23 protein-coding genes and 1 riboswitch are annotated in these 26,986 nt (G+C 70.4%); of the genes, 15 read left to right on the forward strand and 8 right to left on the reverse strand.

Annotation, left to right across the window (positions count from 1 at the left end):
• Positions 1 to 118: 118 nt before the first annotated feature.
• Genes cobJ through cobG form a run of 4 tightly spaced genes read right to left on the reverse strand, consistent with a single transcriptional unit; the run spans position 119 to position 4,644 of the window.
• Entirely contained in the window at positions 119 to 1,906 is a 1,788-nt protein-coding gene (gene cobJ / locus BAMB_RS07935; RefSeq protein ID WP_011656858.1) for a precorrin-3B C(17)-methyltransferase, read from the reverse strand.
• On the reverse strand, positions 1,903 to 2,637 hold the full coding sequence (locus BAMB_RS07940) for a precorrin-2 C(20)-methyltransferase (RefSeq protein ID WP_011656859.1): 735 nt from the start codon (positions 2,635 to 2,637) through the stop codon (positions 1,903 to 1,905). Before BAMB_RS07940 ends, cobJ begins: the two co-directional genes overlap by 4 nt.
• On the reverse strand, positions 2,634 to 3,260 hold the full coding sequence (locus BAMB_RS07945) for a precorrin-8X methylmutase (protein WP_011656860.1): 627 nt from the start codon (positions 3,258 to 3,260) through the stop codon (positions 2,634 to 2,636). The genes BAMB_RS07940 and BAMB_RS07945 overlap by 4 nt, the downstream gene beginning before the upstream one ends.
• The gene (cobG, locus tag BAMB_RS07950) at positions 3,253 to 4,644 is read right to left on the reverse strand and encodes a precorrin-3B synthase (RefSeq protein WP_011656861.1); all 1,392 of its coding nucleotides are present in this window, start codon (positions 4,642 to 4,644) and stop codon (positions 3,253 to 3,255) included. The genes BAMB_RS07945 and cobG overlap by 8 nt, the downstream gene beginning before the upstream one ends.
• Positions 4,645 to 4,750: 106 nt before the next feature.
• Positions 4,751 to 4,942, reverse strand: a riboswitch (cobalamin riboswitch).
• A gap of 204 nt (positions 4,943 to 5,146) precedes the next feature.
• On the opposite strand from cobG, the gene BAMB_RS07955 reads away from it, so the two are divergent.
• From BAMB_RS07955 to cobM, 4 genes are read left to right on the forward strand one after another with little or no spacing between them, the layout of a single operon-like run.
• The gene (locus BAMB_RS07955) at positions 5,147 to 6,382 is read left to right on the forward strand and encodes a bifunctional cobalt-precorrin-7 (C(5))-methyltransferase/cobalt-precorrin-6B (C(15))-methyltransferase (protein ID WP_011656862.1); all 1,236 of its coding nucleotides are present in this window, start codon (positions 5,147 to 5,149) and stop codon (positions 6,380 to 6,382) included.
• On the forward strand, positions 6,382 to 7,470 hold the full coding sequence (locus BAMB_RS07960) for a cobalt-precorrin-5B (C(1))-methyltransferase (protein WP_041491165.1): 1,089 nt from the start codon (positions 6,382 to 6,384) through the stop codon (positions 7,468 to 7,470). Before BAMB_RS07955 ends, BAMB_RS07960 begins: the two co-directional genes overlap by 1 nt.
• Positions 7,467 to 8,207, forward strand: a complete 741-nt coding sequence (locus BAMB_RS07965; RefSeq protein WP_011656864.1) for a cobalt-precorrin-6A reductase — start codon at positions 7,467 to 7,469, stop codon at positions 8,205 to 8,207. The genes BAMB_RS07960 and BAMB_RS07965 overlap by 4 nt, the downstream gene beginning before the upstream one ends.
• Positions 8,208 to 8,250: 43 nt before the next feature.
• A complete protein-coding gene (gene cobM, locus BAMB_RS07970) occupies positions 8,251 to 8,979 on the forward strand; it encodes a precorrin-4 C(11)-methyltransferase (RefSeq protein WP_011656865.1) in 729 nt (242 codons plus the stop codon).
• Between the two features lie 41 nt (positions 8,980 to 9,020).
• Here cobM and BAMB_RS07975 read toward each other — a convergent pair whose 3' ends face one another.
• Positions 9,021 to 10,217, reverse strand: a complete 1,197-nt coding sequence (locus BAMB_RS07975; protein WP_041491354.1) for an MFS transporter — start codon at positions 10,215 to 10,217, stop codon at positions 9,021 to 9,023.
• Between the two features lie 128 nt (positions 10,218 to 10,345).
• Here BAMB_RS07975 and BAMB_RS07980 point away from each other — a divergent pair, with 128 nt between their 5' ends.
• Entirely contained in the window at positions 10,346 to 10,879 is a 534-nt protein-coding gene (locus BAMB_RS07980) for a MarR family winged helix-turn-helix transcriptional regulator (protein ID WP_011656867.1), read from the forward strand.
• A gap of 241 nt (positions 10,880 to 11,120) precedes the next feature.
• Here the strand turns inward: BAMB_RS07980 and BAMB_RS07985 are convergent, their stop codons facing one another.
• The 3 genes from BAMB_RS07985 to BAMB_RS07995 all read right to left on the reverse strand — a co-directional run bounded on the left by BAMB_RS07985 (position 11,121) and on the right by BAMB_RS07995 (position 16,114).
• Positions 11,121 to 11,825, reverse strand: a complete 705-nt coding sequence (locus BAMB_RS07985; RefSeq protein ID WP_011656868.1) for a glutathione S-transferase N-terminal domain-containing protein — start codon at positions 11,823 to 11,825, stop codon at positions 11,121 to 11,123.
• 206 nt (positions 11,826 to 12,031) lie between these two features.
• The gene (locus tag BAMB_RS07990; protein ID WP_011656869.1) at positions 12,032 to 13,156 is read right to left on the reverse strand and encodes a porin; all 1,125 of its coding nucleotides are present in this window, start codon (positions 13,154 to 13,156) and stop codon (positions 12,032 to 12,034) included.
• A gap of 264 nt (positions 13,157 to 13,420) precedes the next feature.
• Positions 13,421 to 16,114 (reverse strand): winged helix-turn-helix domain-containing protein, encoded by a 2,694-nt coding sequence (locus tag BAMB_RS07995; protein WP_041491166.1) that lies wholly within the window; start codon positions 16,112 to 16,114, stop codon positions 13,421 to 13,423.
• A 281-nt stretch (positions 16,115 to 16,395) separates the two neighbouring features.
• Between BAMB_RS07995 and BAMB_RS08000 the strand changes: the two genes are divergently transcribed.
• From BAMB_RS08000 to BAMB_RS08045, 10 genes are all read left to right on the forward strand, one after another.
• Positions 16,396 to 17,337 carry a universal stress protein gene (locus tag BAMB_RS08000; protein WP_011656871.1) on the forward strand — a complete coding sequence of 314 codons (942 nt, stop codon included), beginning with the start codon at positions 16,396 to 16,398 and terminating at the stop codon, positions 17,335 to 17,337.
• 33 nt (positions 17,338 to 17,370) lie between these two features.
• Positions 17,371 to 18,351, forward strand: a complete 981-nt coding sequence (locus BAMB_RS08005) for a quinone oxidoreductase family protein (protein WP_011656872.1) — start codon at positions 17,371 to 17,373, stop codon at positions 18,349 to 18,351.
• 10 nt (positions 18,352 to 18,361) lie between these two features.
• Positions 18,362 to 19,210: a TauD/TfdA dioxygenase family protein gene (locus BAMB_RS08010; protein ID WP_011656873.1), complete on the forward strand. Its 849-nt coding sequence runs from the start codon at positions 18,362 to 18,364 to the stop codon at positions 19,208 to 19,210.
• Between the two features lie 116 nt (positions 19,211 to 19,326).
• On the forward strand, positions 19,327 to 20,382 hold the full coding sequence (locus BAMB_RS08015; protein WP_011656874.1) for a beta-keto acid cleavage family enzyme: 1,056 nt from the start codon (positions 19,327 to 19,329) through the stop codon (positions 20,380 to 20,382).
• Between the two features lie 162 nt (positions 20,383 to 20,544).
• The gene (locus tag BAMB_RS08020) at positions 20,545 to 21,873 is read left to right on the forward strand and encodes an MFS transporter (RefSeq protein WP_011656875.1); all 1,329 of its coding nucleotides are present in this window, start codon (positions 20,545 to 20,547) and stop codon (positions 21,871 to 21,873) included.
• 32 nt (positions 21,874 to 21,905) lie between these two features.
• Complete coding sequence (locus BAMB_RS08025) at positions 21,906 to 22,481, forward strand: RBBP9/YdeN family alpha/beta hydrolase (protein ID WP_011656876.1); 576 nt, start codon at positions 21,906 to 21,908, stop codon at positions 22,479 to 22,481.
• Between the two features lie 294 nt (positions 22,482 to 22,775).
• Complete coding sequence (locus BAMB_RS08030; RefSeq protein WP_011656877.1) at positions 22,776 to 23,942, forward strand: ABC transporter substrate-binding protein; 1,167 nt, start codon at positions 22,776 to 22,778, stop codon at positions 23,940 to 23,942.
• A gap of 49 nt (positions 23,943 to 23,991) precedes the next feature.
• Positions 23,992 to 25,071 (forward strand): ABC transporter ATP-binding protein, encoded by a 1,080-nt coding sequence (locus BAMB_RS08035; RefSeq protein ID WP_011656878.1) that lies wholly within the window; start codon positions 23,992 to 23,994, stop codon positions 25,069 to 25,071.
• Between the two features lie 46 nt (positions 25,072 to 25,117).
• Entirely contained in the window at positions 25,118 to 25,990 is an 873-nt protein-coding gene (locus tag BAMB_RS08040) for an ABC transporter permease (RefSeq protein WP_011656879.1), read from the forward strand.
• Entirely contained in the window at positions 25,990 to 26,913 is a 924-nt protein-coding gene (locus BAMB_RS08045; RefSeq protein ID WP_011656880.1) for an ABC transporter permease, read from the forward strand. Before BAMB_RS08040 ends, BAMB_RS08045 begins: the two co-directional genes overlap by 1 nt.
• Positions 26,914 to 26,986 lie beyond the last annotated feature (73 nt).

The following is a 26,986-nucleotide window of genomic DNA, read 5'->3' on the forward strand; positions in this document are numbered from 1 at the left end:
CGATGAAGTGCAAGCGCCGGACGCTCGATACCGTGCGCCACGGTGAGCGGCCGATGCGTGCGTGGGTGAGTCGCTCCGGCACCGGCAACGTCGGCCGGCATGCCGTGCGCAGCGGCCTTCAGCGATACCAGCGCGGCGTATACACCCACTCGCGACCGTCGCCGATCGCGAAACGCCGCGTCGTCGACGACCCAACGATCACCATCGTGCGCATGTCCACCTGGTCGCTGCGCAACGCGCCGAGCGTCGTCGTCGCGAGCGTCGCGCCCGGCCGGCCGATATCGCGGCCGAGCACGACGACCGTGTCGGCCGCGCGGTGCGCGCGCACGACGTCGAGCGCACGATCGAGCTGCCACGGCCGCGCGCGCGAGATCGGGTTGTAGAACGCCATCACGAGATCGGCTTGCGCCGCATGCCGCAGGCGCATCTCGATCACGTCCCACGGCTTCAGGTTGTCCGACAGCGAGATCGCGCAGAAATCGTGGCCGAGCGGCGCGCCGGCCTCCGCGGCGGTCGCGAGCGACGCCGATACGCCGGGTTCGACGCGCAGCTCGACCGCCGCCCAGCGCGGGTCGCGCGCTTCGTCGAGGGCTTCCAGCACGGCCGCGGCCATCGCGAACACACCCGGATCGCCCGACGACACGACCGCGACGCGCCGGCCCTCGGCCGCCAGTTCGAATGCGTGGCGCGCACGCTGCATTTCCTCGCGATTGTCGGTGCCGTGTACGCGCTGGTCCGCGCGGAACGGGCCGGCCATCGTCACGTAGGTCGTATAGCCGAGGATATCGGTCGCTTGCGCGAGCGCGTCGCGTGCGGCGGGCGTCAGCCATGCGGTATCGCCCGGGCCGAGGCCCAACACCGTCAGGCGGCCGCGCGCGCGGCCGAGCGTGGCGGGATCGACGGGGTGTGCAGCGACCGCGCAGGCGAGGCCGTCGGACGTTGCGCGCAGCGTGTGCGCGACGCGCAACGTGCTGGCGAGCAGTGCGGCGGCATCGGTGTTGCGGTCATCTTCGCCATCGCCATCGCCATCGCCATCGACAACGCCTTCGCCTTCGACAACGCCTTCGCCTTCGACAACGCCTTCGACATCGCCGAAGCGCAGCGGCACGCCCAACGTGTGCGCCGCCGCTTCGACCCGCGCATCGCCGAGCAATGTCGCCGGCGCGACGAGCGCGGCGAGCGCCAGCCGTGCGAGGCCGTGTGCATCGAGCAGCGCATCGATGCGTTCGGCGAGCGATGGCGATGCGTCGGCCTGCACGCCGCGCGCGTCGATGCCGACCACCACGCTGCGCGGATGGATCACGAGTTCGTCGCGCGCGCCGCGCCACGCATCGGGCGTCACGCGGATCGCATGCGCGGCCGCGTCGTCGCGTGGCAGCGCGACGTCGTCGAGCCACGGCGCCGCGCCGTCGATGCGCGTGGCCGCGCCCGCGAGCAGGTCGGACACGAAGCGCTTGCCCTGCTGGAGATCGGCGAGCGCATAGCCGTCGGGCGGATTGAGCACGCACGCGCCGAAGCGCAGTTCGCCGCTCGTCGTGATCGCCGGCACGACGCCGAGGCATTCTGCGATTTCGCGCGCGATCAGGTTCACGCCCGTCAAACCGCCGAGCAGCGGCACGACGGCCGAGCCGTCTTCCGCGACCGCGAGCACCGGCGGCTCGACACCCTTGTCGGCGAGCGCGGGCGCGACGCAACGGATCACGATGCCGGCCGCGCACAGCGCGACGATCGGCAGGCCGCGCGCGTACAGCTCACGCAGGTGCGTGCCGAGTTCGTCGAACGGCACGTCGGCGTCGACGCGCGACGCGAGCCCATGCACGCGAGCACCCGGATAAAGCGCCTGGATGCGCCGCGCGATATCGAGCGCGCCCGCGCCGAGAATCACGATCGCGGGCGGAGTCGTCATCCTTGCCATTTTTCCCCCGGCACGACGAGCAGCGAGAAATACGGCGACGCCATCGGATCGACTTCGTCGAGCGGCACGATGCGCTGGGCCGCCATCGTCGCGCGCTCGACGTACAGCGCGCGCTTCGCGAGCCCGAGTTCGTCGAGCACGCGCCGCACCTTGTCGAAGTTGCGGCCGAGCTTCATCACGACGGCCGCGTCGGCCTGCGCGAGCCGCGTGCGCAATTCGTCCTCCGGCAGCACGCCGGACAGCACCGACAGGCTCTGGTTGCGATAGACGAGCGGCTGGCCGAGCACGGCCGTGCCGCCGAGCATCGCGCATACGCCCGGGATCACTTCGGTGTCGTAGCGCGTCGCGAGGCGATCGTGCAGGTACATGTACGACCCGTAGAAGAACGGATCGCCTTCGCAGATCACCGCGACGTCGCGCCCGGCGTCGAGATGCGCGGCGACGATCTCGGCGGCCGTGTCGTAGAAGTCGGCGATCACCGTCTCGTAGCAGAGCGGCGGCGGCAGCGCCTCGGTCGTCACCGGATAGACGAGCGGCAGTTGCGTCTGCGCGTCGAGCAGGTGCGCTTCGACGATCCCGTACGCATTGCCTTTCTTGCCCTTTGCGACGAAATACGCGACCACCGGCGCGGCCTGCAGCACGCGCAGCGCCTTGATCGTCATCAGTTCAGGATCGCCCGGGCCGACGCCGACCCCGAACAGGCGTCCGCGCGGGGCCGTCATTCGGCCTCCGTCGCGAGTGCGTTGACGGCGGCGGCGGCCATCGCGCTGCCGCCGCGGCGGCCGAGCAGCGTGACGTAGGGCACGCCGCGGCTCTCGGCATCGAGCAGCGCCTTCGATTCGGCCGCGCCGATGAAGCCGACCGGAAAGCCGAGGATCAGCGCGGGGCGCGGCGCGCCGGCGTCGATCATGTCGAGCAGGTGGAACAGCGCGGTCGGCGCATTGCCGATCACCACGACGCTGCCGTCCAGATCCGGGCGCCACAGTTCGAGCGCCGCGGCCGAACGCGTGTTGCCGAGATGCCGCGCGAGATCGGGCACCTCCGGTTCGCCGAGCGTGCAGATCACGCGATTGCCGGCTGGGAGCCGCGCGCGCGTGATGCCTTCGGCGACCATCCGCGCGTCGCACAGGATCGGCGCGCCGGCCGCGAGCGCTGAGCGGCCCGCCGTGCCGGCACCGGCCGAGAAGCGCAGGTCGTAGACGACATCGACCATCCCGCACGCGTGGATCACGCGCACCGCGAGTTTCTCGAGATCGGGCGGAACCTGCGACAGGTCGGCCTCGGCGCGGATCGTCGCGAACGACTGGCGGTAGATTTCCTGCCCGTCGCGAATGTAGTCAAGCATCGGTTGTGGTGTCCTGGCTATGCCGCAGGTCCGTCAATCGGGCCGCGGCCTGGTCAATCGTCAGATGGCGCGCGAGCGGGGCGCCGAGGCCCGTGGCGGCGTCGCGCCGGTAAAGGTCGTAGCGTGCAGGCGCAACCGCGACGAGCGTGTACGTCGCGGGGTGCGGCAGCGCGCAGTGGCGCTCGCAGCCCGTCAGGTGCACGTCGACCGGATGGCCGACGCGCGCGGCCAGCGCGAGTGCGTCATGTTTGGTATCGGCGCGCGCCTTCGCGCAGCCCGCGCTGCCGGTGCAGGCAACCAGCGCCGCCAGCGGGTCGGACGGCGTGCACACGAGACCGAGCGACGCGAGCGCATCGAGCACGACCGGCGCGCGTTCGCGCCGCACGCCGTGCACGAATACGCCTTGCCACGGCGTCATCGACAGCGTGGCGTCGCCTTCGGCTTCAGCGAGTGCCGCGAGCCGTTCCAGTTGCGTCGCGTCGAGCCGACCGAGCACGAACTGCGCGCCGACGCTGCAGCGCGCCGCGTCGAGCGACGGCCGCGCGCCGAAACGCAGCGCGGCATCCGCGGGCATGCGCCGCCAGCCGGCCAGTGCGGGATCGGCCGCGAGCGGGAAGGGTGCGTAGTGCTGCGCGCGCTCGCGCAACGCCCGTTCGCCGCCGGTCGCGAGCAACGCGCGCATCCGCGTGACGTCGGCCGGTGCAAGATCGAGGAATGCGAGCAGCAACGCGCGCACCAGTGCGACGGCCTGGTCGGGCGCCACGTCGAACCAAGCGGGCGAATCGTCGGACGAGACCGGCGGACAGCCGGCCAGGCCCGCGGCGATGCGCAGCGCGCCGTCGCCGCGACGTCGCGCGGCAAGCCAGATATCGTGCGGGTGATCGAGCGCCGCGACCGATTCGCCGCCGTCGAGCTGGATCGAGAATTTCGGCGACAGTTCGCCGCGGCGCGGCTCGTGCGTCAGCATGTCGAGCAACGGCCGTGCGAGGGCGCGGCTGTCGAGCAGCGCGGCGGGATCGAGCCCGGCGAGCGGGCTGAGCATCAGGTTGCGGACGTCGTCGCTCGCGGCGAGCGCGGCCTTATCCTGAGCGACATCGGCGGCATTGGCGGCATCGGCGGCATCGGCGGCGCTCGTACGTGGGCCGAGGCCCGCGTCGAGCAATGCACCGGCCAGCGCATCAGCCGCGCCGTCGCGAATGCCGCGCAACTGGAGATTCGCGCGATTGGTCGCGTCGATCGCGCCGGAGCCGTAGCTGCGCGCCGCGGCGGCGATCGCGCGCGCCTGCCGCGCGTCGAGCCGGCCGCCCGGCAGCTTGATCCGGCACAGCCCGCCGTCGGCGGCCGCGACGACGCGCACGAGCCCCGGGCAAGCCGACGGGCGCACGACGGGCAACGCAGGAATCGAAACGGGGGCGGAACTCAACGGGATACCGGGCAGTGTGGCGCCGCGGCCAACGCATCGGTACACCCCGCCCGACGCCGACTGGCACGCACGCACTTTCAGGCCGGCAGGTCTCCTGGCTGACAGGTCGGCGCCGGCTCCCGGCCTTCCCGGTGAAACCAGTGGCATGAGGGGGGAGATCGGCTCGCTGTCTACAGTTGCGGGGGCAGCCACAGCAGCGCGATACGCGCCCTGTGTTCCCTCTTCGGCCCCGAAGGGCACCGGCGAACGAACGGCCGTAGGATACCCGATTTCACCGGCGCTTCGCGACCGTCGATCGGGCGCCATGACTGAAGCGAAACGCGGCCCGGCGCGGGCAGTCCCGCAGATGAAACGCGCGGTGGAACACGGTACCATGCCGACTTTCGCAACGCGGACGGCCGCACCGGCGCCTTCACGGCCGCCGTGCGGCGACTCGATGGAATCGGACGATGGGGAAGGGTGCATGACGGCGTGGCTGACGGTAGTGGGCATCGGCGACGACGGTTACGCGGGGCTCGGGCGCAGCGCGCGGCGCGCGCTGCTCGACGCGACGCGGGTCGTCGGCGCGAAGCGGCACCTCGACATGCTGCCCGCGCGGCTGCGGGCCGCGCGCGAGCCATGGCCGTCGCCGTTCGACGTGTCGGGCCTGCTCGCGCGACGCGACGCGCCCGTCTGCGTGCTGGCAAGCGGCGACCCGATGCTGTTCGGCGTCGGCGCCACGCTCGCGCGCGAGCTATCCCCAGACGAATGGCGCGTGCTGCCCGCCCCGTCGTCGCTGTCGCTGGCGGCCGCACGGCTCGGCTGGGCGCTGCAGGACGTCGGCGCGGTGTCGCTCGTCGGCCGACCGCTCGCGACGCTCGTGCGCCACCTGCTGCCGGGCCGGCGCCTGTTCGTGCTGAGCGCCGACGGCCGCACGCCGGCCACGGTCGCCGCCGAACTCACGGCGCGCGGCTTCGGCCCGACCCGCATCAGCGTGTTCGAACATCTCGGTGGCCCGCTCGAGCGGCGTCTCGATGGTCTCGCGCAAGACTGGCCCGTCGCCGAAACCGCCGCGCTCAACCTGATCGCGCTCGACTGCCGGGCCGGCCCCGATGCGCCGCGCCGCGCGCTCACGCCCGGTCTGCCCGACGACGCGTACCGCCACGACGGCCAGCTCACCAAGCGCGACATGCGCGCATTGACGCTCGGGCGCCTCGCGCCCGCACCCGGCGAACTGTTGTGGGACGTCGGCGCGGGCAGCGGCTCGATCGGCATCGAATGGATGCGCGCGCATCCGTCGTGCCAGACGATCGCGATCGAGTCGCATGCGGAGCGTCAGCGCTTCATCGAGCACAACCGCGACGCGCTCGGCGTGCCGGGGCTGCAACTCGTCGCGGGGCGCGCGCCCCACGCGCTCGCGGGGCTCGCCGCGCCGGACGCGATCTTCATCGGCGGCGGCGCGAGCGCACCCGGCGTGCTCGATGCATGCTGGTCGGCGCTGAAGCCCGGCGGCCGGCTCGTCGCGAACGCGGTCACGCTGCAGGGCGAACTGGCGCTCGCGGCTTGGCGCGACGTGCATGGCGGCACGCTCACGCGCGTGTCGCTCGCGCATGCCGAGCCGCTCGGCCGTTTCGACACGTGGCGGCAGCCGTTGCCGGTCACGCTGTACGACGGGCGCAAGCCCGATCCCGCGGCAACGGAATTCACGGGCCCCGCGTGATGCGCGACGAAACCCCCGAACGACCGGCGCCGCTGCGGTTCGGCTATACGACCGGCAGCTGCGCGACCGCGACGTCGCTCGCCGCCGCGCGACTGCTGCTCGCGGGCCACGCGGACGATGCGGTCGAAATCGTGTTGCCGAAGGGGCAGCGCGTGATGATGCGACTCGAGTTCTGCCGGACCACCGCCGACGGCGCCGAGGCCGGCACCGTCAAGGACGCCGGCGACGATCCGGACGTCACGCACGGTGCGCTGGTGTTCGCGCGCGTCGCGCTGTCCGCCGCGCCCGGCGTGCGTTTTCATGCGGGGCCGGGCGTCGGCACGGTCACGCGCGCGGGGCTCACGCTGCCGGTCGGCGAACCGGCAATCAATCCGGTGCCGCGCCAGATGATGACCACGCACCTCGACGCGCTCGCGGCCGAATACGGTTACACAGGCGGCTTCGACGTGACGATCGGCGTGGAGGGCGGCGAGGCGCTCGCACTGAAGACGATGAACCCGCGACTGGGCATCGTCGGCGGATTGTCGATCCTCGGCACGACCGGCATCGTGCGGCCGTTCTCGTGCTCGGCGTACATTGCGTCGATCCACCAGGGCATCGACGTCGCGCGCGCGAACGGCATCGCGCACATCGCCGCGTGCACCGGCAACACGAGCGAGGATGCGATGCGCGCGCACTACGGCCTGCCCGACATGGCGCTGATCGAAATGGGCGATTTCGCGGGCGCGGTGCTCAAGCATCTGCGCCGCGCGCCGGTCTCCCGCCTGTCGATGTGCGGCGGCTTCGGCAAGCTCAGCAAGCTCGCGGCCGGCCATCTCGACCTGCACAGCCGCCATTCGAGCATCGACCTGCCGCTGCTCGCGCAGTGGGCGGCCGAGGCCGGTGCGAGCGACGCGCTGCAGGCCGCGATGCGCGCGGCGAACACCAGCCAGGAAGCGCTGAAGCTCGCGCTCGCGGACGGCGTGCCGCTCGGCGACCTCGTCTGTGCGCACGCGCTGCGGGTCGCGCGCGACATCGTGCCGGCCTCGGTGGCCGTCGAGATGTTCGCGATCGACCGGCAGGGCCGTTTCGTCGGAACTGCGCGATGAGCGTACGCATCCTGCTCCTCGGCGGCACCGGCGATGCGCTGACGATCGCGCGCACGCTCGGGCCCGGGCACGTCTATAGCCTCGCAGGCCTCGGCAAGGTGCCCGACGACCTGCGCTGCGACGTGCGTGTCGGCGGTTTCGGCGGAGCGGCGGGGCTTGCCGCCTATTTGCGCAGTGCCGGCATCGGTCTCGTGATCGACGCGACGCATCCGTATGCCGCGCAAATCAGCGCGAACGCAGCGGCCGCCGCGCGCGACGCGGGCGTGCCGCTGTGGGCGCTGCGTCGCGCGCCATGGACGCCACGCCCCGGCGACGACTGGCGGATGGTCGACGACTGGGCCGGCATCGAGGCCGCGCTCGCGCCGTTCCGGCGGCCGCTGTTCACGCTCGGGCGCGAACCGCTCGCGCATCTCGACGAGATCCCGCCGCACCAGTTCTGGCTGGTGCGCTGCCTCGATGCGCATCCCGGCAACGCGCGCGCGCAGATCGTCGCGACGCGCGGACCGTTCACGCTCGACGGTGAACGCGCGCTGTTCGCGCTCGCGGGCATCGACGTCGTCGTCAGCAAGAACAGCGGCGGCGCCGCGACCGAGGCCAAGCTCGACGTCGCGCGCGAACGACGGCTGCCGGTCGTGATGCTGCGCCGGCCGCCGCTGCCCGACGCCGACCGCGCGTTCGACTCGACCGCCGCGCTGCTCGAGGCGCTCGACGCGCTCGATCCGGCCGCGCACACGTGATGCCGCGCGACCGGTTGCCCAATGAATGGATGGAGATTTCTGGATGACGGTGTATTTCATCGGCGCGGGCCCTGGCGACCCCGAACTGATCACGGTGAAGGGCCAGCGCCTCGTGCGCACGTGCCCGGTGATCCTGTATGCGGGCTCGCTCGTGCCGCCGGCCGTGCTCGACGGCCATCGCGCGGAGCAGGTCGTCAATACCGCCGAGCTCGATCTCGATGCGATCGTCGCGCTGCTCGCCGATGCGCATGCGAAAGGGCAGGACGTCGCGCGCGTGCATTCGGGCGATCCGTCGCTGTACGGCGCGATCGGCGAACAGATCCGCCGGCTGAAAACGCTCGGGATTCCGTATGAAATCGTGCCGGGCGTGACGGCCACGGCCGCATGCGCAGCGACGCTCGGCGTCGAGCTGACGCTGCCCGGTATCGCGCAGACGGTGATCCTCACGCGCTTCGCGGGCAAGACGACGATGCCGGAAGGCGAAGCGCTCGGCGCGCTCGCCGCGCACCGCGCGACGCTCGCGATCCATCTCGGCGTGCGCCATCTCGCGCGGATCGTCGACGAAGTGCTGCCGCATTACGGACCCGACTGCCCGGTCGCGGTGATCTATCGCGCGAGCTGGCCCGACGAGGAACGCGTGACCGGCACGCTGGCCGACATCGTCGGCAAGGTGCAGGGCACGCAGATCGAACGCACCGCGCTGATTCTGGTCGGGCGCGTGCTCGATGCGGAAGGGTTCGCGGATTCGACGCTGTATGCGAGCGGCGGCTGATTGCGCGTAAGCGAAACGCGATGCGGGCCGAGGCACACGCTCTACGCACCCGCGACGCGCGGCGCAAACCGCGGCGCGAAACCCGCCGCCAGCGCGAACAGCACGACACACAGGCAAGCCATCGCGACCCACGCGGGCGACAGATCCGCGAGATGCTGGCGCACGATGCCCGCCGCGAACGGAAACAACGCCGCGATCAGATAGCCGACACCCTGCACGAACCCCGTCAACGATGCGGCATCGGCCGGCGTCGCCGCATGATCGACCGTGACGATCAGCGACAGCGGAAACAGCGCGCCGATGCCCGCACCCAGCAGCAGCGCGGCCGGCAACGCGAGCGCCTGCGGCGCGGCCAGCATCACCAGCAGCCCCGCCAGCAGCGACGCGATCGCCGCGTGCAGCGCGGGCCGGCGATCAGGCAGGCGGTCGATCGTCGCCGAGATCGTCAGCCCCGCGACGACTTCCGCGAGCGTCACGCCGCCGAGCAGGCCGCCGGCCGCGGTCGGCGACCAGCCGAGCCGCATGTAGTACGGCGGCAGCCATGCCAGCACGAGTGTGTAGGCACCGGTCGCGATCCCGAAGAACACCGCGAGCCGCCATGCGCGCGGCGAGCGCGACGGTCGCGCATGCGCCGCCGATGTCGCGGCCGACGCCGGCAGCGCTCCGGACGCCGGCGCGTCGCCGTCACGACTGGCCAGCGGCCACGCGAGCGCTGCAAGGGCGGCCGGCAGCGCCCAGCCCGCGAGCGCGACGAGCCAGCCCCAGCGGGCCGCGGCGAACGGCGCGACGACGCTCGCGAGCACCGCGCCGCCCATGATCGACGTCGAATAGACGCCCATCGCGCCGCCGATCCGCGTCGCGAAATGCGTCTTCACGAACCCCGGCAGCAATGCCTGCACCATGGCGATCCCGATGCCCGCGCAGCATGCGCTTGCCAGCAGCACCCACGCATGCTGCGCACCAATGCGCGACGCGCAGGCGAACCCGATCAGCGCGACGCCGAGCCACACGCCGCCAGCGATCCCCGTCACGCGTTGCAGCCGCCGCGCGCTCAGCGCGCCCACGCCCATCAGCAGGATCGGGATCGTGGTCAGCAGGCTCGCCGCGCCGTCACCGATGCCGGTCGCGCGCTGGATCATGTCGAGCAGCGGACCGATCGCGGCCAGCGCCGGCCGCAGGTTCAAACCGACCAGCACGATGGCGGCAAGCCGCCAGCCGGGGGAAATGCAGCGATTCATGGAGTCCTCGATATCGGTGCGCGACACCGCCGTCGGCGTGGCGTGCGTTTTCATGTAAAGTATCTCGACATCAAGATAAATCGGCATTTATCTCGACGTCAAGATAACTGGTGAGCCGAGGAGGGTTAATGGATCGAGCCGCGCATGCGCTCGCGCAATGGCGCGTCGAGCGTCCGGATCTGGATGCGTCGTCGATGCTCGTGATGGGACGGCTGCAGGAAGCCGCGCTCGTGATCGCGCGCGACGGCCTCAATCCGCTTTTCGCGCGCTACGGGTTGCAGCCGGGCGAATTCGACGTGCTGGCGACGCTGCGACGCAGCGGCGCGCCGTTCGCGCTGACGCCGACCGCGCTGTACGACGCGCTGATGATGTCGTCGGGCGGGATGACCGCACGGATCGACCGGTTGCACAAGGCCGGTTGGGTCGAGCGTCTGCCGAATCCCGCCGACGGCCGCGGCACGCTCGTCGCGCTGACGGACGCGGGCCGCGCGCTGATCGACGAGGCGGTGGTCGCGCACGTCGACAATCAGCGCGCGATGCTGGCGGTGCTGTCGCAGGCGGAGCAGACGCAGTTGTCGGCGCTGCTGGAAAAGCTGCTGGCGGGGTTGGAGGGAGGGGAGTCGGCGCCGGTAGAAAAGCAGCGGCGCGGATCGTCACGCTGAGTCACGCTGAACGCGACGCGCGGATAGCAGAAACGCAGAAACGCAGAAACGCAGAAACGCAGAAACGCAGAAACGCAGAAACGCAGAAACGCAGAAACGCAGAAACGCAGAAACGCAGAAACGCAGAAACGCAGAAACGCAGAAAGGTAACCAGCAAACCGCCCGCCGCGCAAGCGGCGGGCCGGACAGGCGTCGAGCCAGTCACGCAGCAGGCCGCACCCGGCGCGCCCGCTGCCGCGAATCAGCCGCGTGCCGGAATAGTGAGCCCGCGCGCGACGGCCGGACGCGCGACGAACGCGTCGAGCACGCGCTTGACGTTGCGGAATTCACTGAAGCCGACGAGATCGCCCGCCTCGTAGAACCCGACCAGGTTGCGCACCCACGGGAAGATCGAGATATCGGCGATCGTGTACGTATCGCCCATCATCCACTTGCGGTTCGCGAGATGCGCGTCGAGCACGGCGAGCAGGCGCTTCGACTCGGCGGCGTAGCGGTCGCGCGGACGCTTGTCCTCGTAGTCGCGGCCGGCGAACTTGTGGAAGAAGCCGACCTGGCCGAACATCGGGCCGATGCCGCCCATCTGGAACATCACCCACTGGATCGTCTCGTAGCGGCCCGCGGCGTCCTTCGGCATCAACTGGCCCGTCTTGTCGGCGAGATAGATCAGGATCGCGCCCGATTCGAACAGCGGCAGCGGCCGGCCGTCGGGGCCGTTCGGATCGATGATCGCCGGGATCTTGTTGTTCGGGTTCAGCGACAGGAATTCAGGCGACATCTGGTCGTCCGTGTCGAAGCTCACGAGGTGCGGCTCGTACGGCAGGCCGGTCTCCTCGAGCATGATCGACACCTTGACGCCGTTGGGCGTCGGCAGCGAGTACAGCTGGAGACGGTCGGGATGCTGGGCCGGCCATTTTTTCGTGATCGGGAAGGCGGACAGGTCGGGCATGGAGGTTCGCTCGTCAACGTGGAGGATCCGCGATCCGCCGGCCAGCCGTGCGCCGCCAAGCGCCCCCGGCACGGCGGCTGGGGCGGGACGAGCGCATCGGCAAGCGGGCGGGCCGCGCCGAAAACGCCCACTGTAGCCGATCCCCGCAATCGCTGCAGACGGCAGCCGCGCGTCGCGCGCAAGCGCCGCCGCATGTCACTTCGTCGTCAGAAGTTGTGCCGCAACCCGACCATCGCGGCCGTCGTGCCGACCCCGGGCGCGACCGGCTGCCCGTACACCAGCATCTGATCCATCGTGCCGCGGTTGTTCACGTGGCCGGCCTGCGCATAGACCATCGTCCGCTTCGACAGGCTGTAGTCGGCCGTGAGCACGACGGCCGTCGACCGGTTCGCGGAGCGGTTGCGGTCCTTCAGGTAGTACACGGCGGAGGCGACCTGCAACGCGGGCGTGAAGCGATAGCCGACACCGGCCGACAGCATGTCGAGGTTCACGCGGTCCGCATGCGCGGGATTCCGGCCGTTGCCATACGACGCCGACACCGAGAAATCGCGGATCGTGTATTTCGCGCCGACGTAGACGAAGCGGTTGTTGTCGACGCCGGTCGGCGCGACACCCGGTGCCGGATTCGTGTCGTGGCCGTTGTAGTAGACGGCCGATGCATTGAGCCCGTAGTTCGAATACCGGAGCACGACGGATTCGCGCGTGCCGCCCTGAAACTGTCCGGCGACGCCGCCGGGTGCGTATTCGAGCGCGAGCGACACGCCCGCGAACGTCGGCGACTGATAGACGAGCGCATTGCTGTCGTACAGCGCACCGATCGCGCCGTTGGTGCTCGTCGCCGGCCAGCCGGCCGCGGTGTTCAGGCCGAGCCACGCGGTCAGCACGCTGCCGAAGAACTGCGCGTTGCGCACGTCGGTGTCGGCCATCGCGTAGATCATCGGCACGATCTGGCGGCCGGCCGTCACCGTGCCGAACGGCCCCGATACGCCGAGCGACGCAATCTGGTTGAAGATCGCGACGGCGCCCGGCGTGTCGCTGAGCTGGAGCCGGCCGGTGCCGCTGTCGAACGAACCCTGCAGCTTGAAGTTGACCTTGTAGCCGCCGCCGAGGTCCTCGCTGCCCTTGATGCCCCAGAAGCTCGAGTAGATGCCGCCGTCCTTCATCCGGAACACCTTGCCGGTGTTCGGCGCGTTCGGGCGGAACGAAGCGGCCGACGTGCTCTGGTACAGCAGGCCCGTGTCGACCACGCCGTACAGCGTGACGGAGGATTGCGCCTGCGCGAGCGCCGAACAGCCGGCAAGCGCCGCGAGCGCGGCCAGTTTCGTCTTCATCGAAGTCTCCAGGATCGTAATGGACCGCACGGGATCGAGCCCGGGCGGGTGAAGCGAGTGAAGCGGGGCAGCATCGAGGCAGGCGGGAAGGCGCGCGAGGCGACGCCGGTGCAAGCCGTGCGGAAAGACTACGCAACGGCGCGCGGCCGCTCCCCCCCATGCGCGGGGGGCAGGGTTGCGGAGAATCGAACGGGGATCAACGCCGATGCCGGCGGCAACAGTTGCAACGGGCGCAACAGCCGGCAACGCCGGCCTACGCAGCGATCAAGGCGCGCTTTCGAGCAACCCGAGCACCAGCGCGCGGCGCACGACGTGCTTGCGTGAGCTGGCGTCGAGCTTGCCGAACAGGTTCTTCAGGTGCCATTTCACGGTTTCCTCGCCGACGGCGAGCGCCACCGCGATCTCCTTGTTCGACAGGCTGCGCGCGAGCAGCTCGAGAATCGCGCGCTCCTTGGGCGTCAGCACGACGCTCGGCACCGCGCGCGGGCTGGCCGTGCTGCGCGGCGCGGGCGGCACGATGCGCGGCTGCGGTTGCGCGGACCTTGCCGGAGCATCGCGCTCGATCGCCTCGTCGCCGATGCGGCGCGCCCAGTCGGCGACGGCCGGATGCGTATCGGCGAGCGTGCGCGTGAGGCCGAACATGTCCGCGAGGTTCATCGCCTCGTCGAGCCGCGCGCGGCCGTCGTGCCCGGATTGTTCGAGCGCGAACGCGCCGAGCGCCATGATCTCGATGCGCGCGCCCCCGAGACTCATCTCGCGGGCCAGCACGGCCGCTTCGTCGAGCGCCGCGCACGCATCGTCCCAGCGGCGCGCGGCAAGCGCGGCGCCCGCATGCGCGATCGCCTGCAGCAGCACGACGGGGCGCCGCCACAACGGGCCATGCGACGGAAACTCGGCCGCGGCGATCGCATCGATCCGCTCGACGAGCGCATGACAGGTCGCCTCGCGATAACGCGCCGCGTGAATGCGCACCTGCTCGGCGAGACTCGCCACCGACAGCCGCGGCAGCCGGCGCGCGACGCCCAGCGCGTCGAGCGCCTCGAGCAGGTCGATCGCGCGATGCTCGACGCCGCGCAGCAGCGCGATGCGCGCGGACGTCCGATAGCCGAGCAGCACGGTGTCGGGCGTGCCCGCGTGCTCGAGCACGTCGAGCCGGTTCGCGAGCAGCGCGGCGGCCTGGTCGACGCGATCGGCCTCGTAGGCGATCGCCGCGCACATCGCCGCCAACATGCAGGTCAGCGGATGGCGGCGCCCGAGGTCGGCTTCCGCGCGCGCGAGTGCCGGCGACAACGCGTCGTCCGCGAGCCGGATCTGGCCTTCGCACAGGTAGCTCAGGCCCGTGATCAGCTCGCCCCAGCGCGCGACGTAGCCGAACCCGGCAGCCGTCCCGCCGCGCGGCGCGGCCTGCTGGTAGCGGCGCGCCTGCGCCGGTTCGCCGACGATGATCGCGCGCGCCGACAGGCGGTTCGCATGCATCTGCGCGAGCCACGTCGCCGCAGGCGGCGTGAAGTCGGCCCACGGCTCGAACAGCTCGACGAAACGGTCGATTTCGTCCGCGTAATAGGCCGCCGCGCTGAGGATCAGCGCACATTCGTAGCGCATAGCGGCCGGCGTGGCGGCGTCGGCGAGGATGCCGGCGATCTGGCGCTGCGCCTCCACATGGCGCTCGCCCAGCGCCAGTGCCCACGCGACCGCGATCCGCAGCGTCGGACGCTTGTCGAGTTCCGCATCGGGCAGCAGCGCGAGCCAGTCGAGTACGTCGTTGATTCGGCCCTGCTTGATCGCATCCTCGAGGCAGCGCTGCGCGAGCGCGTACGCGGTCTCGACCTGGCCGGCCGCATACGCATGACGCGCGGCTTCCTCCGTCATCCCGTGCGCATCGAGCCATGCGGCCGCGCGTCCATGCAGCACGCTGCGCTCCGCGGCCGGGCCCGCCGCCAGACGGTCGCGCAGCGTATCGCGCACGAGCGGATGCAGCCGGCACCAGTCGGAGTCATCCGATGCGATGAACAGCGGCGTATCGCGCGCGAGCCGCGCGAGCCGGTCGGGCGCCTCCGCATCGTCGAGCAGCGCGGCACACAGCGACGGATGCAGGCGATCGGCGATGCTCGTGCGCGTCAGGAACGCGGTGTCGTCGGCGGACAGGTTCGCGAGCAGCAGCTCGACGAGCCGGTCGCGAGTACCGTCCATGCGCGCGGCGAGCGCGTCGACGGCCTGGCGCGGATCGGCCGAGCGCGCCATCGCGGCCATCGCGAGCTGCAGCCCGAGCGGCCAGCCGTCCACGCGCTCGAACAGCCGCGCGCACGCATCGGCGTCGACCCGCTGTGCGAAGCGCGCACCGACCAGCGCGATCGTCTCGTCGAGCGTGAAGCGCAGCCATTCGGGGCCCGCGAGCGTGCATTGGCCGCCGGCGAGCAGGTCGCCGGCCGCGCGATCGAGCCCGCGCCGGCCCGCGACGATCACCCGCAGGTTCTGCGGCGCGTTGTGCAGCACATAGGTCAGCGCGTCGAGGCCGGCGGCCGGCAGCCGCTCCGCGTCGTCGACGATCAACAGCGCGTCGATCGACAGTTGCGCGACTTCGGCCAGCCACGCGGTGAGTCCCTCCAGCGCGCGCGCCGCGCCGCCCGCGATCAGACGCCCGAAGCCGGGCCGCGCGCAACCCGTGCGCACCGCCTGCACGAGCCCCTGCAGCAGGCGCGGCGCGTCGTCGCGCTCGTCGGCGGACAGCCACACGACCGCGCGGCCGAGCGCGAGTGATTCGCGCCGCCATTGCGCGAGCAGCGACGTCTTGCCGTAGCCGGCCGGCGCCTGCACGAGCATCACGGGCCGGGCGTCGAACGCCGGCGCGGCGAGGCTCAGCCGCGCACGCGCGAGCAACTGCGCCGGCACGCGCGGCGCGGTCGTCTTCAGCACGAGTTCGGTGGGGGGCGCGTCGGCGCGATCGGGTGGGTGGGCCATCGGGGCAGCAGTGGGAATCCGGCGATGCCGTGCGGGCCAGCGTCCGGGGTGGGCGTGGGGGGAAGGATCGGTCGAACCGCGCTCGCGCGTCAATCCCCCCCGCGGCGAGTGGGGCCGCGCCGCCGCCTGGTCGATAGCATGGGTTCCGAAGCATGACGAACGCAACCGACCCATGCAACTGACGAATGCAACTCACCCATGCAACGAGGAGTGGACCATGAACATCGTATCGACCGGCGCGCGACCGAGCGTGCCGAACGCCGGATAAGCGGAGCGACACGATGTATCGCCATCTGCTCGTGACGGTCGACGGCGTGCCCGGCGGCATCGACGCGATCGGCCATGCGCTCGAACTGGCGCGTGCGGTCGGCGCGCGGGTCACGTTCGTGCTGTCGGGCACCGTGCCCGACTCGCGTTTATCCGGAGCGCGGATGCCGCGACACGATGCGAAAGTGGAAGCCGCCGCGCGGGCGCAGGGCCTGTCCCATGTGATCGCGGGGGGCGGCCATCCGGGGGCCGGCAACCCGGGGGCAGGCCAACCGGCGGCCGGCGACACGTCGCCCGCCACGCTCGCCGGCCAGCTCGGCTGCGACCTGATCGGCGTGGCGGCGCTGCCGCACGACGCAAATGCTGCGGCAGCCGCGCAACGGCTTGAACTGCTCGCGACGAGCAGCGTGCCGGTGCTCGTGTGCCCGGCGCGGCATGGGCCGGCCGAGGCGCGCGTGATGGCCCGCTGTCTCGCCGCGCATCGTGCGCTCGGCGAGCGGTTGGAGGCGCTGATGATGGCAAGCGGAGGCCCCGACGCTGCCGAGCACCCGACGGCCGACACGGGAGGCACGCTGGCCGCACTGGCATCGCTCGCGGCGCTGCAGCACTCACGCTTCGGCACTGACGCTGAAGCCCGTCTCTGCTCGGCATTGCGCATCCGGGCGCAGAGCACCGCGGCCGAACTCGACGAGCTCGATCGCCAGCGGCGCCGCGATGCGCACGCGCTCGACGCGCTGGCGCGGCTCGCCGCCGACGGGTTGCCGTCGAGCGCGTTCGATGCCGCGCTCGCCGTCTATGCGCGTGGCGCATTCGAGCAGATGGGACGCATGGAAGGCGTGATTTTCCCGGCCGCGCGGCGCTATCTGGCCGACGCCGACTGGACCGAACTGGACGCGCCCCCGGCGAGCGGCGCCGCCGCGACGCCACCGGGCGCGGACGAACCCGACGATGCGTGACGCGCATCCGACTGAATACCTACGGAGAACAACATGGCACATGCAGTGCGATTCCACGAAACCGGCGGCCCCGACGTGCTGCGCTGGGAAGAAGTCGACGTCGGCGATCCGGGCCCCGGCCAGGTGCGCCTGCGGCACGAGGCGGTCGGCCTGAACTTCGCCGACACGTATTTCCGCAGCGGCCTGTATCCGGTCGCGCTGCCGGCCGGCATCGGCGTCGAGGCGGCCGGCGTGGTCGAGGCTCTTGGGCCCGGCGTGACGAACGTCGCCGTGGGCGACCGCGTGACCTACACCGGCTTCCTGAACACGCTCGGCGCGTACAGCACCGAGCGGCTGATCGCGGCCGCGCCCCTCGTCAGGCTGCCGGCCGGCATCGGATGCGAAACGGCGGCGGCGATGACGATGCGCGGGCTCACGTCGGCCTACCTGCTGCGCCGCATCCATGCGTTCGCGCCGGGCGACACGATCCTGCTGCATGCGGCAGCGGGCGGCGTCGGGCTGATCGTGTCGCAATGGGCGAAGCTGCTCGGGCTCACGGTGATCGGCACCGTGTCGAGCGAACACAAGGCGGCGGTTGCCCGTGCGCACGGCTGCGACCACACGATCGACTACAGCCGCGAGGATGTCGCGAAACGCGTGCGCGAACTGACCGGCGGCGCGGGCGTCGACGTCGTGTTCGATAGCGTCGGCAAGGACACCTTCGAAGGCTCGCTCGATTCGCTGAAGCGGCGCGGGCTGATGGTCTGCGTCGGCACCGCGTCGGGCCCGATCCCGCCGTTCGATCCGCAGCGCCTCGCGATGAAGGGCTCGCTGTACCTGACGCGCCCGGCGCTGGCCGACTACATCGCCGATCCGGCCGAGAAGAACGACCTCGCCGGCGAACTGTTCGCGCACGTCGCGGCCGGCCGCATCCGGATCGAAATCAACCAGCGCTATGCGCTGCAGGACGCGGCGCAGGCGCACCGCGACCTCGAGTCGCGCAAGACGACCGGCTCGTCGGTATTCATCGTCTGAGGAGACGCGCATGCGAGTCGAACCCCTGACCTGTGCGATCGGCGCGGAACTGCTGGACGTGAGCCTCGCCGACGCCGTGCACGACGACGGCCTGTTCGCCGAGATCCGCGCGCAGTTGCTGCGCCATCGCGTGCTGTTCCTGCGCGACCAGGACATCACGCGTGCCGAGCATGTCGCGTTCGCGCGCCGCTTCGGCGAGCTCGAGGATCATCCGGTCGCCGGCAGCGACCCTGAGCATCCGGGGCTCGTGCGGATCTACAAGTCGCCCGACCAGCCGAACGACCGCTACGAGAATGCGTGGCACAGCGATGCGAGCTGGCGCGTGGCGCCGCCGTTCGGCTGTGTGCTGCGCTGCATCGACGGTCCGCCGGTTGGCGGCGACACGATGTGGGCGAACATGGTGCTCGCGTACGAGAACCTGCCGGACCACGTGAAGCAGCAGATCGCGGACCTGCGCGCCCGCCACAGCATCGAGGCGAGCTTCGGCGCGGCGATGCCGATCGACAAGCGCCTCGCGTTGAAGGCGCAGTATCCGGACGCCGAGCATCCGGTCGTGCGCACGCATCCCGAAACGGGCGAGAAGGTGCTGTACGTAAATGCGTTCACCACGCATTTCACCAACTTCCACACCCCCGCGCGCGTGCGCGTCGGGCAGGACGCGAATCCTGGCGCCGGCCAGCTGCTGCACTACCTGATCAGCCAGGCGGCGATCCCCGAATACCAGGTGCGCTGGCGCTGGAAAAAGAACAGCGTCGCGATCTGGGACAACCGCGCCACCCAGCATTACGCGGTGATGGACTACCCGCCGTGCGTGCGCCGGATGGAGCGCGCGGGCATCGTTGGCGACGTGCCGTTCTGAGCACGCGCGCACCGTAACCGATCCACGACCGATACAACGCGCCGGGTTCGCCGCCCGGCGCGACGGGATACGCACGCCCGTACGCCCGAACACAACGATTTCCACTGGAGGACGACATGCAATTTTTCGACGATTCGCTGCACCCGGAAAACCAGGACAAGGTAGTCATCACGGTCGCGCCGTACGGCCCCGAATGGATGCCCGCCGATTTTCCGGAAGACATTCCGGTGACGATGGACGAGCACGTGCAGAAGGCCGTCGACTGCTACAACGCGGGCGCGACGGTGCTGCACATGCATGTGCGCGAACTCGACGGGAAGGGCAGCAAGCGGCTGTCGAAATTCAACGAACTGCTCGGCCGGCTGCGCGAGGCCGTGCCCGACATGATCCTGCAGGTGGGCGGCTCGATCTCGTTCGCGCCGGAAGGCGACGGCGCCGACGCGAAATGGCTGTCCGACGACACACGTCACATGCTCGCCGAGCTGACCCCGAAGCCCGACCAGGTGACGGTCGCGATCAACACCGTGCAGATGAACATCACCGAGCTGATGAACCGCCAGGACATCGCCGGCACGTCGCTGAACGAACCCGCTCTGTGGGACGCGTACCGCGAGATGACGGTGCCGGCCGGCCCCGGCTGGGTCGACGAACACCTGCGCCGCCTGCAGGCGGCCGGCATCCAGCCGCATTTCCAGCTCACCGGCATGCATGCGCTCGAGACGCTCGAACGGATCATCCGGCGCGGCGTCTATCGCGGCCCGCTGAACGTCACGTGGGTCGGCATCGGCGGCGGCTTCGACGGCCCCAATCCATACAACTTCATGGAATTCGTGCGGCGCTGCCCGGACGGCGCGTGCATTACGTTCGAAACGCTGATGAAGAACGTGCTGCCGATCAACACGGTCGCGATGGCGCTGGGCCTGCATCCGCGCTGCGGGATCGAGGACACGATCATCGATCAGAAGGGCAACCGGATGACCTCGGTGCAGCAGGTCGAGCAGTGCGTGCGGATCGCGCGCGAACTCGGCCGCGACATCGCGACCGGCAAGGAAGCAAAGGCGATCTACAAGATCGGCGTGCAGTACGACGGCATCGACGAGACGCTCGCGCAGCTCGGGATGGCGCCGAACCGCCGGCCGGGCCAGGCGAGCGTGCCGCTGCGCGCGGCCTGACGCGCCGCGCAGCCGGGTAGCGGCCTTGGTGGCCGCCGCCCGCCGATCGTTGTGGCGTGGCACCCACCCCTGCGCACGGCGCGGGGGCTGACTCCGGTCAACGGAGCGGGGCCACGCAAGCCGCGCCGGAGCACGACAGCTCCGGTGCCGGAGGAGACACGCATGCTGATTCATCACGTCGAGCCGTCGCTGCAGGAGGCGGCCACCACCGGCCGGCGCGCGCCGGCCTATGCCTGGCTCGTGTTCGGGCTGACCGTCGGCCTGCTGCTGTCGGACTATATGTCGCGGCAGGTGCTCAACGCCGTGTTTCCGCTGCTCAAGCACGCGTGGGGACTGTCGGACACGCAGCTCGGCTCGCTGTCCGGCGTCGTCGCGCTGCTGGTCGGGCTGCTGACGTTTCCGTTGTCGGTGCTCGCCGACCGCTTCGGGCGCGTGCGCAGCATCGTGCTGATGGCCGCGCTGTGGAGCGTCGCGACGCTCGGCTGCGCGCTGTCCACCAATTACGCCGAGATGCTCGTCGCGCGCGGGCTCGTCGGGCTCGGTGAAGCCGCGTACGGCAGCGTCGGCGTTGCACTGATCCTCAGCATCTTTCCGGCCCGCCTGCGCGCGACGCTGACTGGCGCGTTCATGGCCGGCGGCGCATTCGGCTCGGTGTTCGGGATGGCGCTAGGCGGGCTGGTCGGCGCGCATCTCGGCTGGCGCTGGTCGTTCGGGGTGATGGCCGCGCTCGGCATCGTGCTGCTGATCGCGTATCGCTGCGTGGTGACCGAACGGCGGCTCGCGGCGTGCCGCGTCGAACCGTGCCGGCCCCATCCCGATGCGCCGCGCGACCTGCGCGGCAGCGTGCGCGTGCTGATGTCGGGGCTGTTCGCGTCGCGTTCGGTGATCTGCGCGTATGTCGGCAGCGGGCTGCACCTGTTCGTGCCCGGCGCGCTGTTCGCGTGGCTGCCGAGCTACCTGAACCGCTACTACGCGATGGCGCCCGACCGTGCCGCCGTGCTCGCGGCCGGCTTCGTGCTGCTGTCGGGCGTCGGGATGGTCGGCTGCGGGATCATCACCGACCGCGTCGGGCGTGCCGACGGCGCACACAAATGGCTGACCGCGATCGCGTATTGCGTGCTGACGGGCGTGTGCCTCGCGATCGCGTTCCGGCTGCCGCCCGGTCCGCTGCAGCTCGCGCTGATCTGCGCGGGCATGCTGGTCGGCGCGGGGGCGTCCGGCGCGTCGGGCGCGATGGTCGCGAACCTGACGCCAGCCGCGATCCATGCGTCGGCGTTCGCGACGCTCACGCTCGCCAACAACCTGCTCGGCATGGCGCCGGGCCCGCTGCTGACGGGGTGGGTCGCCGATCGCGCCGGTCTCGTCGGCGCACTGCAATGGATTCCCGCCGTGCCGCTCGCGGCCGCCGTGCTGTTCGCGATCGGACGCGCGAGCTACTCGGCCGATATCGCGCGCGTCGAACGCGAACGGCGCGCATCCCGTCTTTCCTGAACCTTCCTGAACCGAACCCTCCCGGAGGCTGCATGACCCTCACGACCGCACCCACCATCCTGATCGTGCCCGGCTTGCGCGATCACGTCGAAGACCACTGGCAGACGCATCTGCAACGCCGCCTGCCGAACGCGCGCGCCGTCGCGCCGCTCGAAGCCGACAAACTGAGCCGCGCCGCGCGCGTCGCGGCGCTCGATGCGGCGCTGGCCGCGATCGACGGCCCCGTGATGCTCGTCGCGCACAGCGCGGGCGTGGTGATCGTCGTGCATTGGGCGCTGCAGGCAACGCGTGCGATCGACGGCGCGCTGCTTGCCGCGCCGGCCGATCTCGATACGCCGATGCCCGCAGGTTATCCGGCGCCCGATGCGATTGACGCGCACGGCTGGACGCCGGTGCCGACCCGGCCGCTGCCGTTTCCGAGCATCGTGGCCGCGAGCCGCAACGATCCGCTTGCGCGCTTCGAACGCACCGAGGCGTTCGCGGCGGCGTGGGGCAGCAAGCTAGTCGATCTCGGCGACGTCGGGCACCTGAACCCGGCGTCGGGGTATGGCGAGTGGCATGACGCGGAGCGGCTGATCGGGGAGGTGGCGGCGCTCCGTGCGGCCTGAGCGGCCTGAGTACCCACAACGCATCGCAACACGGCGCGCAGGATTTCATGCCTGCGCGTCCGCGTGAACCGATTCCATTTCAGCATCGATTGATGTACGACGTCCTAACACGGCTCTGATCCATTGCTCCGGCGCGCCGCGAAATCGGTCAATCAGCCAATCCTTGGCGAACGGAAGGTTTTTGTTAGGGAAATTCCCGCCCCGCGCCGCTCGGTTTTTTGTTGACCGACATCGTATAACGCCGTCATGATTCCCCGAAAGAAAGGTCCCATCCACCGACCGAAGCGAGGAGACATGAACACCACCACGATCGCGCGCCGTGTCCGCCGGATCACCCTGGCGCTGGGCCTCACGCTGTCGGCCGCGGCCGCCGTCGCGGCCCCCGTGTCGCTGAATGTCGTCGACGTCGCGGGCAACCTGCAACTCACGCGGGGGGCCATCGAGGCGTTCAGGGAGAAGAACCCGAATCTCGTATCGAACGTCACGTTCACGAACGCGCCCGCGCCGCAACTGCCGGGCAAGATCAAGGCGATGCAGGCGGCGGGGCGCTCCGACATCGACCTCGTGCTGACGGGCACCGACGCGCTCGCCGCCGGCATCGAGCAGAACCTGTGGATGAAGCTGCTGCCCGACAACGCGGGCGCCTTCCCCGGCGTGCTCGACAAGTACGCGCCCGGCCCGCGCAAGATGCAGGATGTCGCGCAGGGCTTCGGCCTCGAAGTCACCTACATGCCGGCCGGCCCGCTGCTCGAATACAACCCGGCGAAGGTCAGCGATCCGCCGAAGACGCCCGCCCAACTGCTCGCGTGGTGCAAGGCGCATCCGAACAAGCTGATCTACGCGCGCCCGGCGAATTCGGGCCCTGGCCGCACGTTCCTGATGGGGCTGCCGTACGTGCTGGGCGACAAGAACCCGCAGGATCCGATCAACGGCTGGGACAAGACCTGGGCGTTCCTCAAGCAGCTCAACGACTGCATCCCGTATTACCCGGGCGGCACGTCGGCCGTGATGAAGGAGCTCGGCGAGGGCACGCGCGACATGACCGTGACCGTCACCGGCTGGGACCTCAACCCGCGCGCGCTCGGCATCGTGCCGGCCGACTTCCGGATCCAGGCGTTCGACGGCATGACGTGGGTCAACGACGCGCACTACATGGTGATCCCGAAGGGCGTGCCGAAGGAGAAGCTCGACGCGCTGTTCAAGCTGATGAACTTCCTGCTCGAACCGGCCCAGCAGGCGATGACCTACGACGACGGCTACTTCTATCCGGGCCCGGCGGTGAAGGGCGTGACGCTCGATATGGCGCCCGCGCACAGCCAGGAGGTGATCAGGAAGTTCGGCCGCCCCGAGTACGCGAAGCTGCTCGCGGAACGTCCGCACGTGCAGCCGCTCAATGCGCAGGCGATGGTCGCCGCGTTCCAGAAGTGGGACCGCGAGATCGGTTCGCAGAAGTCGAAATGACGCATGAACCCGCGGGCGCTCCCGCGCCCGCGCCGACGGAGTTCGCGTAATGAAGCACAGTTTCGAACGGTTGCGGCTTGACGGCGTGTGCCGCAGCTTCACCAATGCGGAAGGGGCGCAGGTCGCCGCACTGGACGGGCTCGATCTCGACATCCGGCGCGGCGAGTTCATCGCGCTGCTCGGCCCGTCGGGCTGCGGCAAGTCGACCGCGCTGAACTGCATCGCCGGGCTGCAGCCGCTCACGCGCGGCGGCATCTGGCTTGACGACACGCGCATCGACGTGCTGCCGCCCGAGCGCCGCGGCTTCGGGATGGTGTTCCAGAACTACGCGCTGTTTCCGCACATGTCGGTGCTCGACAACGTCGGCTTCGGCCTGAAGATGCGCGGCGTGCCGAAGCAGGAAACGCGGCGGCGCGCGCAGCAGGCGCTCGAACTCGTGCAGCTCGTCGGCCACGAGGGCAAGCTGCCCGGGCAACTGTCGGGCGGGCAGCAGCAACGCGTCGCGATTGCGCGCGCGATCGTCATCGAGCCGCCGCTGGTGCTGATGGACGAGCCGCTGTCGAACCTCGACACGAAGCTGCGCATCGAGATGCGCGCCGAGATCCGCCGCATCCACACGCAGCTCGAACGCGCGACGATCTACGTGACGCACGACCAGGACGAGGCGCTGTCGATGGCCGACCGGATCGTCGTGATGAAGGAGGGCGTCGTGCAGCAGGTCGCGTCGCCGAAGGATGTATACACGCGCCCGCACAACCTGCACGTTGCACGCTTCATGGGCTATCGCAACGTGCTGCCATTTACGCTCGAAGGGATGGCCGGCGACTACGTGAACGTCGCCGCCGCCGGCGTGCGCATCACCGGCGTGCCGATGGCCGGCTTCGACGGCAAGGACGTCGTGGTCGCGCTGCGTCCCGACGACATCGAGCGTGCGGAAGCCGGCGCGGACAACGCGTTCGACGCGACCGTCGAAACGGTCGAGTACGGCGGCCGCGATTCGCTGATCCGTGCGATCACGCCGTTCGGCCCGATCTGGGCGCGGGTCGCCGGCGAATTCGTGGAAGGCGAGCGGCTGCGGCTGCGGGTGGCGCCGGCGCGCACGCTCGTCTATGCGGGAGACGTGCAATGAACGGTCGCCGTGCCGCATGCGCGGCAATGCGCCGGCGGGAGGCCGCATGAGCACGCTCACGACCGGCGCCACGCCGCGCGACGCGAAGGCGTGGCTCGTCACGCCCGCGCTCGCGTTCATCGTCGCGCTGTTCATCTACCCGTTCGCCTACGGCCTCGTGCTGTCATTCCAGCCGATGAACGGCGGCGGCGCGCTTGCGAACTACGTGCAGTTCTTCACCGACACCGCGATGTGGCCGACCGTGCTCGTCACGCTGAAGCTCGCGGTGCCGGCGACACTCATCAACGTCGGCATCTCGGTGCCGGTCGCGTTCGCGCTGCGCCGCAACTCGCCGTACCAGAAGTTCGTCACGACGCTGCTCGTGATTCCGATCACGCTCGGCACGGTGCTCGTCGCCGACGGGATGCTCACGTACTTCGGCCCGAACGGCTGGTTCCCGCAAGCGCTGCAGGGGCTGCACCTGTACACGGACGAAGTGCGCCTCACGCACAACTACTGGGGCGTGCTGCTGTCGCTGATCGTGTCGGGCTTTCCGTTCGCGTTCCTGCTGATGCTGTCGTACATCAGCGGCATCGACCCGACGCTCGCACGCGCCGCGGCCACGCTCGGCGCGAACCCGTGGCAGCAGTTCCGGCAGATCTACCTGCCGCTGCTCGTGCCGGGGCTCACGATGGCCGCGTGCCTGTCGTTCGTGCAGGCGTTCTCGGTGTTCCCGTCGGCCGTGCTGCTCGGCGCGCCGGCCGGGCCGACGCGCGTGATCTCGATCGCGGCCGCCGAAGCCGCGTTCGAGAGCTACGACTATTCGCTCGCGTCGGCGATCGCGATCGTGATGGGCTTCGTGCAACTGCTGGTGGTCGCGTCGATGCTCGGCGCGCGCCGCTTCTTCTATACGGGGCCGGTGACAGGGGGCAAGGGCTGATGGCGACCGACAATCATGCCGCGCCGGCCTGGCCGCCGAAGCAGGGCGCGCCCGATGCGCGCCCCGTCAACGCGAGGACACCGCAGAAGATGAGAAGCAACCTCGCCGGCCGGGCATGGAAGGCCCTCGTGTGGGGGCTGATGGCGTTCTTCCTGCTGAACGTGATGCTGCTGATCGCGACCGTCGCGGTGAACTCGGTCGCGACGCGCTGGTTCGGCACGCCGCTGCCGCAGGGCTTCACGCTGCACTGGTACGCGAAGGCATGGGAAGACTTCCAGCTCGCGAGCGTGCTGTGGGTGACGGTCGAAGTGGTTGGCGCGGTCGTGCTGCTGTCGGTCGCGCTCGGCGTGCCGGCCGCCTATGCGCTCGCGCGCGTGCGGTTTCGCGGCAAGCGCTTCGCGCTGCTGGTGTTCCTGCTGCCGCTGATGGTGCCGCCCGTCACGTACGGGATCCCGATGGCGACCGTGATGTACAAGGTCGGGCTCGCCGGCACGCTGTCGGGCGTGATCCTCGCGAACCTCGTGCCGGCGCTGCCGTTCGTGATCCTCGTGATGACGCCGTTCATCGAGCAGATCGACCCGAATCTCGAGGCCGCCGCGCGCATCTTCGGCGCGAACACGTGGCGCTATTTCCGCTACGTGCTGCTGCCGCTGCTGGTGCCCGGCATGCTCGCGGCCGCGCTGCTCGTGCTGGTGCGCACGATCGGGATGTTCGAGCTGACCTTCTTCACCGCCGGCCCGAGCACGCAGACGCTCGTCGTCGCGCTGTATTACGCGGTGTTCTCGACCGGCGTGCGCGCACCGCAGTCGATCGACGCGATGGCGATGATCTACATGGCCATCACGCTGATATGGGTCGTGATCGCGCTGCAGTTCGTGAGCCCGACGCAGCTCGTCAGCCGCGTGAAGCAGGAGCGGCAGTAAGCGCGGAGGAAAGCGGCGGGATCGCACCGTGCGGTGCTGTCCGTGCTTGCGCAAGCCTGCGTGCAATTCGTTA

Source organism: Burkholderia ambifaria AMMD (assembly GCF_000203915.1).
Lineage (GTDB): Bacteria > Pseudomonadota > Gammaproteobacteria > Burkholderiales > Burkholderiaceae > Burkholderia > Burkholderia ambifaria.

Bases quoted from the DNA above. Each gene is read 5' to 3' on its own strand.
- cobJ (WP_011656858.1), bottom strand. From the start codon at position 1,906: ATGACGACTCCGCCCGCGATCGTGATTCTCGGCGCGGGCGCGCTCGAT.
- BAMB_RS07940 (WP_011656859.1), bottom strand. From the start codon at position 2,637: ATGACGGCCCCGCGCGGACGCCTGTTCGGGGTCGGCGTCGGCCCGGGC.
- BAMB_RS07945 (WP_011656860.1), bottom strand. From the start codon at position 3,260: ATGCTTGACTACATTCGCGACGGGCAGGAAATCTACCGCCAGTCGTTC.
- BAMB_RS07955 (WP_011656862.1), top strand. From the start codon at position 5,147: ATGACGGCGTGGCTGACGGTAGTGGGCATCGGCGACGACGGTTACGCG.
- BAMB_RS07960 (WP_041491165.1), top strand. From the start codon at position 6,382: ATGCGCGACGAAACCCCCGAACGACCGGCGCCGCTGCGGTTCGGCTAT.
- BAMB_RS07965 (WP_011656864.1), top strand. From the start codon at position 7,467: ATGAGCGTACGCATCCTGCTCCTCGGCGGCACCGGCGATGCGCTGACG.
- cobM (WP_011656865.1), top strand. From the start codon at position 8,251: ATGACGGTGTATTTCATCGGCGCGGGCCCTGGCGACCCCGAACTGATC.
- BAMB_RS07975 (WP_041491354.1), bottom strand. From the start codon at position 10,217: ATGAATCGCTGCATTTCCCCCGGCTGGCGGCTTGCCGCCATCGTGCTG.
- BAMB_RS07980 (WP_011656867.1), top strand. From the start codon at position 10,346: ATGGATCGAGCCGCGCATGCGCTCGCGCAATGGCGCGTCGAGCGTCCG.
- BAMB_RS07985 (WP_011656868.1), bottom strand. From the start codon at position 11,825: ATGCCCGACCTGTCCGCCTTCCCGATCACGAAAAAATGGCCGGCCCAG.
- BAMB_RS07990 (WP_011656869.1), bottom strand. From the start codon at position 13,156: ATGAAGACGAAACTGGCCGCGCTCGCGGCGCTTGCCGGCTGTTCGGCG.
- BAMB_RS07995 (WP_041491166.1), bottom strand. From the start codon at position 16,114: ATGGCCCACCCACCCGATCGCGCCGACGCGCCCCCCACCGAACTCGTG.
- BAMB_RS08000 (WP_011656871.1), top strand. From the start codon at position 16,396: ATGTATCGCCATCTGCTCGTGACGGTCGACGGCGTGCCCGGCGGCATC.
- BAMB_RS08005 (WP_011656872.1), top strand. From the start codon at position 17,371: ATGGCACATGCAGTGCGATTCCACGAAACCGGCGGCCCCGACGTGCTG.
- BAMB_RS08010 (WP_011656873.1), top strand. From the start codon at position 18,362: ATGCGAGTCGAACCCCTGACCTGTGCGATCGGCGCGGAACTGCTGGAC.
- BAMB_RS08015 (WP_011656874.1), top strand. From the start codon at position 19,327: ATGCAATTTTTCGACGATTCGCTGCACCCGGAAAACCAGGACAAGGTA.
- BAMB_RS08020 (WP_011656875.1), top strand. From the start codon at position 20,545: ATGCTGATTCATCACGTCGAGCCGTCGCTGCAGGAGGCGGCCACCACC.
- BAMB_RS08025 (WP_011656876.1), top strand. From the start codon at position 21,906: ATGACCCTCACGACCGCACCCACCATCCTGATCGTGCCCGGCTTGCGC.
- BAMB_RS08030 (WP_011656877.1), top strand. From the start codon at position 22,776: ATGAACACCACCACGATCGCGCGCCGTGTCCGCCGGATCACCCTGGCG.
- BAMB_RS08035 (WP_011656878.1), top strand. From the start codon at position 23,992: ATGAAGCACAGTTTCGAACGGTTGCGGCTTGACGGCGTGTGCCGCAGC.
- BAMB_RS08040 (WP_011656879.1), top strand. From the start codon at position 25,118: ATGAGCACGCTCACGACCGGCGCCACGCCGCGCGACGCGAAGGCGTGG.
- BAMB_RS08045 (WP_011656880.1), top strand. From the start codon at position 25,990: ATGGCGACCGACAATCATGCCGCGCCGGCCTGGCCGCCGAAGCAGGGC.